The organism is Acidobacteriota bacterium, assembly GCA_012517875.1.
Classification (GTDB): domain Bacteria; phylum Acidobacteriota; class JAAYUB01; order JAAYUB01; family JAAYUB01; genus JAAYUB01.
Genome location: JAAYUB010000134.1, coordinates 44,262 through 56,905, shown reverse-complemented (window position 1 = coordinate 56,905; position 12,644 = coordinate 44,262). Strand labels below are relative to the sequence as shown.

11 protein-coding genes are annotated in these 12,644 nt (G+C 64.1%); 3 read left to right on the top strand and 8 right to left on the bottom strand.

From position 1 onward, the window contains the following. Nucleotides 1-86 precede the first annotated feature (86 nt). Both GX414_13755 and GX414_13750 read right to left on the bottom strand, forming a co-directional pair. The gene (locus tag GX414_13755) at nucleotides 87-1,184 is read right to left on the bottom strand and encodes a hypothetical protein (GenBank protein NLI48166.1); all 1,098 of its coding nucleotides are present in this window, start codon (nucleotides 1,182-1,184) and stop codon (nucleotides 87-89) included. After that, nucleotides 1,181-2,674 carry a hypothetical protein gene (locus GX414_13750; protein ID NLI48165.1) on the bottom strand — a complete coding sequence of 498 codons (1,494 nt, stop codon included), beginning with the start codon at nucleotides 2,672-2,674 and terminating at the stop codon, nucleotides 1,181-1,183. Before GX414_13750 ends, GX414_13755 begins: the two co-directional genes overlap by 4 nt. 224 nt (nucleotides 2,675-2,898) lie before the next feature. On the opposite strand from GX414_13750, the gene GX414_13745 reads away from it, so the two are divergent. The 3 genes from GX414_13745 (at nucleotide 2,899) to katG (ending at nucleotide 6,389) form a co-directional block, all read left to right on the top strand. Then, nucleotides 2,899-3,357, top strand: a complete 459-nt coding sequence (locus GX414_13745) for a transcriptional repressor (GenBank protein ID NLI48164.1) — start codon at nucleotides 2,899-2,901, stop codon at nucleotides 3,355-3,357. Between the two features lie 58 nt (nucleotides 3,358-3,415). Continuing rightward, nucleotides 3,416-4,087 (top strand): peroxiredoxin, encoded by a 672-nt coding sequence (locus GX414_13740; GenBank protein NLI48163.1) that lies wholly within the window; start codon nucleotides 3,416-3,418, stop codon nucleotides 4,085-4,087. Nucleotides 4,088-4,205: 118 nt separating this feature from the next. After that, the gene (gene katG / locus GX414_13735; GenBank protein ID NLI48162.1) at nucleotides 4,206-6,389 is read left to right on the top strand and encodes a catalase/peroxidase HPI; all 2,184 of its coding nucleotides are present in this window, start codon (nucleotides 4,206-4,208) and stop codon (nucleotides 6,387-6,389) included. A gap of 236 nt (nucleotides 6,390-6,625) precedes the next feature. Here katG and GX414_13730 read toward each other — a convergent pair whose 3' ends face one another. The 6 genes from GX414_13730 to GX414_13705 all read right to left on the bottom strand — a co-directional run bounded on the left by GX414_13730 (nucleotide 6,626) and on the right by GX414_13705 (nucleotide 12,615). Then, nucleotides 6,626-7,699, bottom strand: a complete 1,074-nt coding sequence (locus GX414_13730) for a biotin/lipoyl-binding protein (protein ID NLI48161.1) — start codon at nucleotides 7,697-7,699, stop codon at nucleotides 6,626-6,628. Between the two features lie 11 nt (nucleotides 7,700-7,710). After that, nucleotides 7,711-8,412 carry an ABC transporter ATP-binding protein gene (locus tag GX414_13725; GenBank protein ID NLI48160.1) on the bottom strand — a complete coding sequence of 234 codons (702 nt, stop codon included), beginning with the start codon at nucleotides 8,410-8,412 and terminating at the stop codon, nucleotides 7,711-7,713. Between the two features lie 16 nt (nucleotides 8,413-8,428). Beyond that, nucleotides 8,429-9,550, bottom strand: a complete 1,122-nt coding sequence (locus GX414_13720) for an FtsX-like permease family protein (protein ID NLI48159.1) — start codon at nucleotides 9,548-9,550, stop codon at nucleotides 8,429-8,431. Next, entirely contained in the window at nucleotides 9,543-10,598 is a 1,056-nt protein-coding gene (locus GX414_13715) for a cobalamin B12-binding domain-containing protein (GenBank protein NLI48158.1), read from the bottom strand. The genes GX414_13720 and GX414_13715 overlap by 8 nt, the downstream gene beginning before the upstream one ends. Before the next feature lie 326 nt (nucleotides 10,599-10,924). Then, entirely contained in the window at nucleotides 10,925-11,494 is a 570-nt protein-coding gene (locus tag GX414_13710) for a DMP19 family protein (GenBank protein NLI48157.1), read from the bottom strand. A 590-nt stretch (nucleotides 11,495-12,084) separates the two neighbouring features. Next, on the bottom strand, nucleotides 12,085-12,615 hold the full coding sequence (locus GX414_13705; GenBank protein NLI48156.1) for a hypothetical protein: 531 nt from the start codon (nucleotides 12,613-12,615) through the stop codon (nucleotides 12,085-12,087). Between the last annotated feature and the right edge of the window lie 29 nt (nucleotides 12,616-12,644).

Genomic DNA, 12,644 nt, shown 5'->3' with positions numbered 1-12,644 from the left:
CAGGGTGCGGCGCCCGCACCCCGCCCGGTGGCGCGACGACGAAACGATCCTGTCAGTCAGTTCCGGTCTGGCGCTGGGCGCGCCCGTCACGCTGGATGTGGGGCGGAAAAAAACCGCCGCAGCATCCAGTACAGCACCACCAGGCCGATGACGAACGTCACGAGGAACATGGCGAGCGGGCCCCACTGCGGAATCACGGCCAGGACCGCCGGATCGAATGCGTCGCGCAGGTACACCAGCCGCAGGTGATGCCGCGCCGCCACCATGCATGCCACGCCGAGAAAGACAAGTCCCGAGGCGGCCAGCACGTGTCCGAGCGGGCGCGCCGCGTGCCGGACCCGCCACGCGAGCACTCCCGCCGCGACGTTAAGGACGATGGCGGTGACAAGCGCGTGCAGCGCGGGCGATTCGAGGTACCGGCCCAAAACGGTCCGGTCGATGAGTGCCAGGTAGATCAGGCTCAGGATGGTCGCCTTCACCGCGGCGACCACGAACACCCGGCCGCCCAGCGCCAGCAGGTCGGTCCGCCCCTTCAGCTGCGGATGGAAGAGCGCGAACCAGAGGATCATGATCCCGGCCACCGCGACGGCGCCGGCGATCGAGTGGCCCCAGCGGCAGATGGTCTCCGCCACGTGCGGATTGAGGCTGCCGCCTTCCGGCGACGACCGGTAGAGCCCTGCCCACAGGGCCGGCTTCTCCGCCAGGTCCGAGATCATGGTGAACGTGTAGGAGATGTACACGAAGCCCACCGCCACCGCCGCCAGCAGGCCGCGCCGGACGCCGGCCGACAGGTTTTTCCGCAGCGCCACGATGTAGAGCAGGTAGTATACGACCATCACCACCGGGATCTGGAGGAACCAGTTCCAGCCCGAGATGATGGTGGCGGCGTAGAAGAACTCGCCGTACACCACCTGGGTGAACAGCAGCGGCGCCACCCCCAGGGTGATGGTGGCGGCCATCGCCACCGGGAATATTTTGATGGCGGTCTCTTCCAGGAGCCGCACGGTCGCATGCCGGCGGGCCAGCAGCAGCACCAGCAGCAGGCCGAACAGCAGGTTCATCGCCACCAGGTGCAGGGTGAAGGTGAGCCAGTGGAGCGCGGTGAGCAGCCAGTAGGGCGCCGGCTGGACCAGGGCCGGTCCGGCGGTGGCCAACACCGGTCCGAACGATTGCAGGACGTTCATTGTGCACCTCCGGTCAGGTGGCGGGCCACCTGTTCCTTTTCCTCGTCGGTTCCCGTGAAGGGAGGCATGGAATCGGACATGTCGCCGATGCCGGCAACGATGTCGGCCGCGTCCGCGGGCGTCAGGCCGGTAAAGGCGTCCGCCAGCGGACGGAAATTGCCGGCGAGGGTGTGACAGCCGCCGCAGCGCCGCCTGAATGCAAGCGCATCCTGCGCCGCGGCGCTCAGCCGTCCGTCAACCAGCGGATCGGGTCCGGCCACGGACTTCAGGTAGCGCCCCAGGGCTTCGGCGTCGGCCGTGTTGCCCGGGAACGGCGGCATCTTCTCGCGGTAGAGATGGAGTCGTGGGATGATGCCGGCGATCCAGGCTTCATCGAGACCGGCCACATACTCCCGCAGCGGGTGATAGCTGTCGATGGTGTGGCAGGAGCGGCAGCCGTGGAGATACAGGTCGCGGCCCCGGTCCCCGGTGGAAAAGGTCACCGGCAGCGGGTCGGCGGCCGGCAGCGCGGCCGCGTCGCGCGCCAGCAGATTGTTGCTGTAGAGGAATTCGTGAATGACGTACGGCTTGCGGATGGCCTCGCGGGCCCACTCGAAGCCGCCCATGGAAACAAGCGCCAGTGCCAGCATCACGCCGGCGGCGACGGCGCCGGTTCGTCGGGGGATGAGCAGCAGCAGAACCAGGACCGCCGGTGCCAGCACTCCGGCGGCCGCGAGCATCACCTGCACCGCCAGCGCCGGTACCCGCGCCGACACCAGTTGCTCGGCCGCGACCGGCGGCAGCGTGAGGAAATACCAGTAGCCCGACGGCACGCCCACCGCCAGCGCCCCCAGCGTCAGGGAGCCGTTGAAGCGGAGAATCCGCGTCTTGAGCTCCGCGTTCTGCTCCCGGGCCGCCGAGAGCGAGGCGTAGAGGCCGGCCAGGGCCAGGCAGATGCCGGTGCGGAAAACCATCCCCGGCAGAAAACCGGGGTTGAAGAATCCTTCCCAGAAGCTGCCCGAAGCCAGCCAGCCGCCGGGGGTCAGCATGAAGGTGAGGATGCCGTTGATGATCACCAGCGACAGCCAGGCGGTGACGAAGTAGATCCAGCCGATGGCCAGGTGCAGTTTCGGCGACAGCCGCCGCCAGCCGTACAGGTAAAGCATGGCGGCGGTGATCTCCAGGAAGAACATCACCCACTCCGTGGCCCAGCCCCAGACGAAGTGGTTGATCAGCCACTTGGTGCCCACCGGGTGGATCAGCCCGATGGTCACCCAGATGGCGACGCCGGTCACGGCGCCGAACACCAGGGTGAGCAGAACGAAGAACCGGGAGTACCGTTCCAGGTACGCCAGGTGGGCGGCGTCGTTCCGGCGCCGCGCCCAGATCTCGGCGAGCACCAGGTACAGCCCGCCGCCGATGGCGAAGTGGGACACGAACACGTGGACGATGGCGATCACGCCAATGAGCACGCCGTTGGCGATGTACGGTTCCCAGACGGGGTAATTCATGGTCACCTCATCGAGATCCGGCAATGTTCTTTTTCGATGGGCAGATTAACATAAACCGCCCGGGACGGCATCGGATTTCACCGCCATCGGATCGGTTGCTAGTTCTTATCAGCAATTATTATTTATTGATAATATTTATTGACAAAATCATACTACTACGATAATGTATCTACGTGCTAAAACATACGAAAACGGCTACCGAAGCGACGTCACGGGTTGGACAAATGCTGGCCAGGTTGCGGAGCCGCGGGTTCCGCATCACCCCCCAGCGCCTGGCGGTGATCGAGGCGCTGGCCGCCAGCGAGTGGCACCCCAACGTCGAGATGGTCTACGACGAGGTCCGGGTGCGCTTTCCTACCATCAGCCTGGCCACGATCTACAAGACCATCGGTGTCCTGAAGGAGATCGGCGAGGTGCTGGAACTAGGTTTTGCCGACAGCGGGAATCGCTACGATGGCCACCAGCCGCACCCGCATCCACACCTGATCTGCACGCGGTGCGGGGCCATTCTCGATCCGAACCTGGACAGCCTGGAGGCGCTCACCCGCGAAGTCGCCTGCGAAACCGGTTTTGAGATCGTCACCCATCGGTTGGATTTCTTCGGAATCTGCCTCAACTGCCGGCAATCGACGGCCGGCCGAGTGGGACCACATTCCCCGGTCAAGACTGGATGCCGGCATTGAGCCGCACGTCCAATTATTGATCTGTATACGCCATATATCACAATTTTTGGAGGATGAGATGGAACAAACTGTCAGACTGCCATTGATCGGCGAGAAGGCGCCCGCTTTCAAGGCGGAAACGACCCAGGGTCCCATCAATTTCCCTGACGACTACGCGGGGAAATGGGTGGTGTTTTTTTCCCACCCGGCGGATTTCACGCCGGTGTGCACCACCGAGTTCATGACGTTCGCACACATGCAGCCGGAGTTTGAGAAGTTGAACTGCAAACTCATCGGGCTGTCCATTGACAGCACGTACAGCCACATCGCCTGGCTGCGCACTATCAAGGAGAAAATCGAATATAAGGGCATGAAGGACATCGAAGTCAACTTCCCGGTGATCAGCGATTTGACCATGGAAGTCTCCAAGGCCTTCGGGATGCTGCAGCCGGCGGCCAGCACCACCCAAGCGGTCCGGGCGGTCTTCATCATCGATCCGAACGCCGTGGTCCGGGCTATCCTGTACTACCCGCTCAGCAACGGCCGCAACATGGAAGAAGTCAAGCGGCTGCTGATGGCCATGCAACTGTCGGACCAGCACAAGGTGGCCACTCCGGCAAACTGGCAGCCGGGCGAGGATGTGATCGTTCCACCGCCCGGTTCCTGCGGCGTGGCCAAGCAGCGCGTGGACAAGCCGGACAAGGACATGAAGGTTCTCGACTGGTTCATGGTATTCAAGAAGTGCCCGTGAAGCACCGCCGGACGCGCGTAACGGAACCGCCGGTCCCGGCGGCGCGTGCTGACCAAACCGGTGACATGGAGGGTTGGGGCGAGTCCAGACGGCACATCAACAATGGAGGTACAATCAAATGACTGTAGATAACGATGCACGCGTCCCCCCCCACATGGCTGGCGGCGGGACGACGAACCGGGACTGGTGGCCGAACCAGCTGCGACTTGACATCCTGCACCAGCACTCGTCCAAGTCCAACCCGATGGGCGGGGATTTCAACTACGCGAAGGAGTTTAAAAGCCTCGACCTGGCGGCCGTAAAACAAGATCTCCGCGAGCTGATGACGCAGTCACAGGAGTGGTGGCCCGCGGACTTCGGCCACTACGGCCCCCTGTTCATCCGCATGGCGTGGCATAGCGCCGGCACTTACCGCGTCGGCGACGGCCGCGGCGGCGGCGGCCGGGGCAACCAGCGCTTCGCCCCCCTCAACAGCTGGCCCGACAACGTCAACCTCGACAAGGCGCGCCGGCTGCTCTGGCCCATCAAGCAGAAGTACGGCCGCAAGATCTCCTGGGCCGACCTGATGATCCTCGCCGGTAACGTCGCGCTGGAATCCATGGGGTTCAAGACGTTCGGATTCGCCGGCGGGCGCGAGGACATCTGGGAACCGGAAAAAGATGTTTACTGGGGCGCCGAGACCAAGTGGCTGGACGACCAGCGCTACTCCGGGGACCGGGATCTCGACAATCCCCTCGCCGCCGTGCAGATGGGCCTCATCTATGTCAACCCCGAGGGCCCGAACGGCAAGCCGGACCCGGTCGCCGCGGCGAAGGACATCCGGGACACCTTTGCCCGCATGGCCATGAACGACGAGGAGACGGTGGCCCTCATCGCGGGCGGCCACACCTTCGGCAAGACCCACGGCGCCGGCCCGGCGTCACATCTGGGGCCGGAGCCCGAGGCCGCGGGCATCGAGGAACAGGGCCTCGGCTGGAAGAGCAGCTTCGGCACGGGCAAGGGCGGCGACACCATCACCAGCGGCCTGGAAGTGACCTGGACCACCACGCCGACGAAGTGGACCGGCAACTTCTTCTGGAACCTGTTCGGCTACGAGTGGGAACTGACCAAGAGCCCGGCCGGCGCCTACCAGTGGACGCCGAAGGGCGGCGCGGGCGCCGGCACTGTGCCGGACGCGCACGACCCGACGAAGCGTCATGCGCCCGCCATGCTGACCACCGACCTGTCGCTGCGGTTTGATCCCGCCTATGAAAAAATCTCGCGGCGCTTCATGGAAAACCCGGACGAGTTCGCCGACGCCTTCGCCCGCGCGTGGTTCAAGCTGACCCACCGCGACATGGGACCCCGCGCGCGTTATCTCGGGCCCGAGGTGCCGGCCGAGGAGCTCATCTGGCAGGATCCCATCCCGGCCGTCAATCACAAGCTGATCGACGCCACGGACATCGCCGCCCTGAAGAGCCGGATCCTGGCCGTCGGCCTGTCCGTCTCGGAGCTGGTCTCCACCGCCTGGGCGGCCGCCTCCACCTTCCGCGGCTCCGACAAGCGCGGCGGCGCCAACGGCGCGCGCATCCGCCTGGCGCCGCAAAAGGACTGGGAGGTCAACCAGCCGAAACAGCTGGCGAAAGTGCTCCTGGCGCTGGAGGGCATCCAGAGTGCGTTCAACGCGGCGCGGTCCGACGGCAAGAAGGTTTCGCTGGCCGACCTGATCGTCCTGGCCGGTTGTGCCGGCATCGAGCAGGCGGCTAAGAACGCCGGCCACGCGGTGACGATGCCGTTTGCGCCGGGGCGTATGGACGCCTCTCAAGAGCAGACCGATGCGGCTTCGTTTGCCGTGCTCGAACCGGTTGCAGACGGATTCCGCAACTACCAGAAAGCCCGCTATGCCGCCACCGCCGAAGAGCTGCTGGTGGACAAGGCGCAGCTCCTGACCTTGACCGCGCCCGAAATGACAGTGCTTGTGGGCGGGATGCGCGTGCTGAACACCAACGTCGGCGGGACCCGGCACGGCGTCTTCACTCAGCGGCCGGAGACGCTCACCAACGACTTCTTCGTGAACCTGCTCGACATGGGCACGGAGTGGAAGGCCGTCTCGGACGCCAAGGACCTGTTCGAAGGTCGCGATCGCCAGACGGGCGAATTGAAGTGGACCGCCACGCGGGTGGACCTGGTTTTCGGCTCCAATTCCCAGCTCCGGGCGCTGGCGGAAGTGTACGCCTGTGCCGACTCTGGGGAGAAGTTCCTCCACGACTTCGTGGCGGCGTGGAACAAGGTGATGAACCTGGACCGGTTCGACCTTGCCTGATCGCGGCGGAGTCTCGGCGGCCCGCTCACCGGGAAGCGCCGCTATTGCTGACCAAAACAATGCGGGGCCTGGATACCAGGCCCCGCGCGCTGTTCATGACGACCGGCGGGTTTTCATGAATGGCCGATTCTCGGCCCCGGACCGGCCGAACCAATCAGAGTCCACGCCAACCTGCGCCACCCGCAGAGATCGAGCCGGTCGTCGCAGATGCCGCTGCAGGCGCACGGCGCACGGTATCATTGTCCCGAAAGTGTGCGATCGCACAGCACCAGTTTGCCGAGAGGGATGTCCGTGCTGTTGTCCACGCTCAGAATCGCCTGCGCGTATTTTGTATCCAGGCGTTCCATGGAATCCTCCGTCCGAAAATCCCGGACGCCCACATACTGGGAAACCTCGGTGACGGTTCCCTCGCCGATCCGTTCCAGAGTTTCGCCATCTCGAATCTGAAACCGATCCCCCTGGCGGATCTTGCCAAACCAGTAGCTCTCGACATACATCCGGATCTGTTTCCGCCTTTCGCCCAGCACGATGCGGGCGTAATCCTGGGCGGTCAGCAGCTCGCCGATGCGAACGTCCAGTTTGTACACCATCCCTTCGATGGGTGAAACCAGAGTCAGCTTGTCCAGCTCACGGCGTTTCAATTCCACTTCGGCTTTGGCAGTGGCGATCTGCCGGCGGATGCTTTCGGCCTGCAACTGTTTCTGCTGGAAATCCAATTCCGCTTCCGCTGTCGCGGTGGCGATCTGGCTGCGGATGCTTTTCGCTTCCAGAATCTTCTGGCTGAAATCCTGCTCCGACACCGCTCCGATTTGGGACAACGGCTCCTTGCGTTTCAGCTCATCCAGAACGAGATCCAGCCGGGATTCCAGCTCCCGAACCCGCAGTACCAAAACCTGCAGGGCGTTCTGCATTTCACCGGGGCGGATCTCGGTCAGCGGAACCTCGCGCCTGAGTTCGTCAAGGAGCCTGTCCAGTTGGGATTCCAATTCCAGGACCCGCAAGCGGGCAAGCTGGGCCGCCTGTTGCTCCACATCCGAATCCAACTCCACCAGCACCTGCCCCGGATGGACTTCCATTCCCTCTTTGACCAGGATCTTCGTCACGCGGCGGGGTTGCAGCGGCCCGAGGAACACCTCCCGGTGCAGGGGTTCCACGCGGCCATACAGCCGGACCGGGGCGTTGTCCAGCGAAGGTGTTTTGGCCGGCTCCGGCGGCGCCGCCGCCCGGCGGAGGGATACAACCGTGTAGTAGGATCCGGCGATCACCACAATTACGAAGATCAACCAAATGATCCATTTCGGCAATTTCATGGCGTCATATCCTATTGTCTGACATAATGTTCCATCGTATCTGAGACCACACGGCCATTCTCGATTTTGATGAGGCGGTCGGCGTAGGGGAACACCCGGGCGTCATGCGAGACCACGGCGACGATCCGCTGCTCCTCGATGGCGATGCGCTTGAGAACGCCCATCACCCCTTGTCCGCTCTCGGCATCGAGTGCCGATGTCGGTTCATCGCACAGCAGAACAGCCGGGTCCTTGACCAGGGCCCGAGCGATGGAGGCCCGCTGTTTCATTCCACCGGACAGCAAGCGCGGTTGAAAATGGCCCACGTCATCGAGACCGAGGTTCTTCAGGAGACCGCGGGCCTTCGCCCGCGCGGTTGCCGGCGGACGTCCACCCTGCACCGCCATGGCCAACAAGATATTGTCCATCACGCTGAGACCTTCGATCAGCATCGGCTGCTGAAACACAAAACCATAGTTCCGCAAACGGATATCCGCCGACTGGTTGTCGGACAGGCTCGTGATGTTTTGATCGTTGAGAAACAGCCGGCCTTCGGACGGTCGGAGCACAAGCCCCATGATGGAAAGCAGCGTGGTTTTGCCGCTGCCCGAAGGGCCGGAGACAACCATCAGTTTCCCCGACAACAGCGTCAAATCCGTCGGGAACAGCACCCGGCGGATCTGACGCCCGTCCGAAAAATCCTTCGCGATCCCCTCCAATCGCAACGTCACCATGAGACTGCCCCGTTCATCAGTGGAATACCGCCGCCGGATCGGCCTTGAGCGCCGTGCGCAGAGCGATGGCGGAACCCAGCAGGCTGACGATCAAGGTCCCCGCCGCCAGGACGGGCGGCACAACACCGGGCAGATAGCTGGGGATGGAGGAATTTCCGGTGGTGTTGAGCAAAGCGGCCAGCATCAGGAAACCGGCGAACAGACCGACACCGGTGATGATGAGCGCCTCGACGAACACCACCACGGCGATGTCCCATTTGCGGCCGCCGATGGCGCGCATCACCGCGAAATCCTGCGTTCGGCCCAGCACACTGGTGTACATGGTCAGGGAAATGATCACCACGCCGATCAGGACCGCGATCACCGTGGAGAAGCCGAAGCTGCCGCCGATACCGGTGTTGGTAAAATAATACAGCCGGGTCCGGTGCGCGAGTTCAGCGGTGCTGTACACGCTCGCGAACGACATGATCGTCCGCAACTTGGCCAGTGTGGCCGCAGCGTTGGAACCGTCGACGAAGCGCACCAGAATGACGGAGGCCATCCCCGCCGGCGTGCGGGCGATTTCCCTGACTTTCTCGATGGAGGCAAAGACCAGTGTCCCCTGAAAGCCCCGGGCTCCCTCCGTGACCGCCCGCACGCGGACGCGGCGTTCGCCGATTTCCGTTATCTCCTCGAGACCCGGATTGCCCAGCTTGTCCAGATCCAGGCGGTCCACGGTGACGGATTCCAGGTCCAGCAACGCATCCTCATTCGACTGGGCGAATCGCCACGGCCCGCCTGCAAATCGCGGCCGGCGGCTGCCCACCACCCGAACCGACTCATACGAACCATCCGTGGTTCGGAACAGCCCGTTCCCGATCAGGACCGGCTCGGCCCAGGCGACTTCCGGCAATCCGATGATCCGATCGATGTAGCGATCCGAGATTAAAAACCCGGCATCGGCATTGCGCGCGTTCCGGCTCATGATCCATGCGTCCGCGCCGCTGTGATCCACCAGAACGGACATGTAATTCAACAGCCCGAACAGAATGGACAGCTGCTGCCCGACCAAAAACACGATGGCCACCACGCCGAGAAGCGAACCCGCCGTGGACGACCGATCGTGGATGACCATCCGCAGAGCGGTCAGACTACGCATGATGGCTCACCTGCAGAGCCAGGCGGTGTCCGTGATCAAAATCCCGGGCCACGAAGGCCCCGCGACTTTCCAGCAAGGCCTGTGCGGCCACAGTTCCGCGGCCTCCCACGATCACCTTGCCGTCCGGGTAGTCCCGGCGCAATCCATCCAGAACCGCGAGCAGCTCATCGATCAGAAACAGCATCGTCAGGGTGATGAACAGCACGTCCGGTTCCAGGGCTGTCGCGGCGGCGACAATCTGCCCGACCGGCAGGCTGCCGCCGAGGTTTTTCACCTGCCAGCCTTTCGTCTCGAGATACGCGCTCATGGCCATCGGGATCAGGTCGTGTTCGTCGCCGGGGGCGCACGTGACCAGCGCCGTCCGTCCGATCAGTGGCGCGGCAGCGGCCGGCAGCGCCGGCAGCCGGATCAGGAGGCTTTTGATCGCCTGGGAGGCGAGGTGTTCCTCGTAAATTTCAATCTGGTGTCGCTCCCACCGACTGCCAACCTCGGCCATGGCCGGGAGCAGCATGTCCACGATCCAGCGGTCCGGCGTCGCGACGGATGCTGTGCTCGACAGGAGGCGCTGCTGCGCGTGTTGGACGTCGCCCCGCAACAGATCGTCCATCAGCCGCGGGTCGAAGGCCGGCCGGCCGGTCCCGTCCCCGGCCTCGGCCGTCGCGAACAGGTGGGACAAGTCGTCCCGGAGGGCTTGCAGCGGTGCGGCCAGTTGGTTGCACTCCGGCGTCGGAATCAGCCCTTGAATGCCGACGATCCAGCTGTCAAGAACCAAGGATAACGCATCGTGCCCCCAACCGTGAGCGGCGAACAGATGGACATACCACATGAACTCGTCGCGGAGAGCGTCCAGCAGTCGGTGGCGATAGATGACCCGGAGCAATCGGCCCAGATGACGGGCCGCTTCGATCAGATGCCCGCCGGCTGCATCCAGATGCTGTTCCGGGTGGGCACGCCATTCCAGGTGAATGCGCTGGTCCACAACCGCCAGAATCGACGCATACTCGGAGTCAAAAACAGGAGCCGCCGAATCGGACCATTCGTCACTCATCGTTCACTCCCGTGCCCCGCTGGACTTTTCTGCGGCGCCGCCATTCTGCACGTTCCGTTCTTGCTTGGATCTCATTTTGGGACATCTGCAGACGGAAAAGCAACCGGATTTCGGCCGGTGACGGCCGTGTGCGCGTGCCGCGTTCAGGGGTGGCCGGCCACACGCCAGGCAGGACGGAGGAGCGGATGGAGCCGGTTGGCCGCCGGATGGAACGCGCCGCTGTTGAGCGGGGGATCGCCAGACGCCATTGCGTCCTCCGCCTCCCGCTTCTGCGGTTGACCTCTATCGCTCCCTTCCGGAAGGAAGCTGATTCGTCCAGGGCGCCGTCACGTTCTGCGTTTGATGTACGCCATGGCCAACGCTGCCAGGTCCTCCGCCCCCTCGTAAAACTCCTGGTCGAGGCGCGACAGGTCCTCCGCGCCGCTGCCTTCAAGCGCTGCTTGCAGCCACCCGGCCGTTTGCCCGGCACCGATGGCGAACAGGCACGCGAGAGCTTCCCGGGCACGTGCCGCGCCCTTGTTGCCGAGATACTGGCCAAAGCCGCCGTTGTTCACGTCGGCCTCGAGCTCGCCCACGAGCTGAACCAGACGGTCGTCCGTCGCCAGCTCGCCGCCGTCCGGCGCCAGCCGCTCGTAGCGCCGATAGAACTCGGCCTGCAGTTTGGCGGCCCGTCGCTGCGCCGGGCTGCCCCACGGTTTGCCGACCCGGTAGGACACCGCGGCCACCACCGGCGCCTCGCCCCCCGTGAACCAGATCTCCAGCACCCGCGGCGAGGGGAGCGCCACCCGCCACATGCAGGGGAGCGCGTCGAGCCGCTGGACCGTGTAGCCGTGCGCGGCGAGCGACTCCACCAGCCCCTCACCTGCCGGACGCCTGCCGTTTCGCAGCGCGTCCATCAGCCGGCTCTCGATGGCGTGCTGGATGGGCTCCGCCTCCGGGCTGCCCGGTGTCAGCGCCACCAACGCATCCACCAGGGCCGCAAGGGTTTGCGGTGTCATGCGCTTCCTCCTTTGCCCGACAACCAGCAGCTCAGCCGCGGGCGGGCGAACCGACGCGCTCGGCATATGCCGAAGCGACGTCCGGTGAAAGCCGGCAACCATTGATGCCGCGATCCGCATGTCGGCGGCAGCCGCCGGTGAAATGGCCTGGGTTGAGCATTTACTTTCTTCTCGAGATCGCAATGCTTACCAGGCCGATGATGCCGATCCCAATCGCCCCGGGGGTCGAGTAGTCCCCCTTGACGAATAGAAAAATCAGAATGCAAAAACGATCAGCATCATGCCGACAATGAACCGAGACGCGTTCAACCGGAAACTTGGCATGGTGACCTTCTGAACTAGCCGGCTAACAACCGCTCGCAACGGCGACACCGGCTCGTAGCCGAATGGACATTCGGTACCGCACATTGTCAGTCGTGTATATGTGTGACGTCAGCACTTCGCCTCAGCAGCGGGGTGCGCGGCGCGCGTCCGCCGGGAACGCCCGCTCAGCCGCCCTCGCCCCTCGACCGCACGAACTCGGACAGATAGGGGAGGCCGTATTCAATCACCTTGTCGATGGACTCCTGCACGCGGGGGATCACTTTCTCCTCGGCCGCCGGCGCCGGGATGGGCGCCATCCGGGCCGTCATCTGCTCCACGGTGAGCGCCGGCTCGAACTCCTGGATGACCCACCATTCGTCCTGCCGGGTCCAGAGCTGCGGGAGTCGCGTGAGGTACTCCGGCTGGCTGAATTCCACCCGGTCCGGCGACGGCGATTGGGGAGAAGGGATCACCGAGAGCTCCGGGTACCGCCCCAGCGTCGACCATCCGATCAGGACGGTGAACTCGTCGAAGTCCTTGGGACTGGGGCTGAGCACGATCCAGCACTTCAGCGAGCCGGAGAGCGGCCGGCTGAACGCCCGCTGCCCGGGCCACAGGTACACGGACTGCACCTTTTCCTCTTTGAACTCCGGCAGTCGCTCCTTCATCTGCTTTGAGAAATACTGCCGGAGCGCTTTTCCGTACTCCTTGCGCATGTCATGTCTCCGTCACGTCATTAGCTCGT

Bases quoted from the DNA above. Each gene is read 5' to 3' on its own strand.
- GX414_13730 (NLI48161.1), bottom strand. From the start codon at position 7,699: ATGAAATTGCCGAAATGGATCATTTGGTTGATCTTCGTAATTGTGGTG.
- GX414_13755 (NLI48166.1), bottom strand. From the start codon at position 1,184: ATGAACGTCCTGCAATCGTTCGGACCGGTGTTGGCCACCGCCGGACCG.
- GX414_13745 (NLI48164.1), top strand. From the start codon at position 2,899: ATGCTGGCCAGGTTGCGGAGCCGCGGGTTCCGCATCACCCCCCAGCGC.
- GX414_13715 (NLI48158.1), bottom strand. From the start codon at position 10,598: ATGAGTGACGAATGGTCCGATTCGGCGGCTCCTGTTTTTGACTCCGAG.
- GX414_13710 (NLI48157.1), bottom strand. From the start codon at position 11,494: ATGGACGCGCTGCGAAACGGCAGGCGTCCGGCAGGTGAGGGGCTGGTG.
- GX414_13705 (NLI48156.1), bottom strand. From the start codon at position 12,615: ATGCGCAAGGAGTACGGAAAAGCGCTCCGGCAGTATTTCTCAAAGCAG.
- katG (NLI48162.1), top strand. From the start codon at position 4,206: ATGACTGTAGATAACGATGCACGCGTCCCCCCCCACATGGCTGGCGGC.
- GX414_13740 (NLI48163.1), top strand. From the start codon at position 3,416: ATGGAACAAACTGTCAGACTGCCATTGATCGGCGAGAAGGCGCCCGCT.
- GX414_13750 (NLI48165.1), bottom strand. From the start codon at position 2,674: ATGAATTACCCCGTCTGGGAACCGTACATCGCCAACGGCGTGCTCATT.
- GX414_13725 (NLI48160.1), bottom strand. From the start codon at position 8,412: ATGGTGACGTTGCGATTGGAGGGGATCGCGAAGGATTTTTCGGACGGG.
- GX414_13720 (NLI48159.1), bottom strand. From the start codon at position 9,550: ATGCGTAGTCTGACCGCTCTGCGGATGGTCATCCACGATCGGTCGTCC.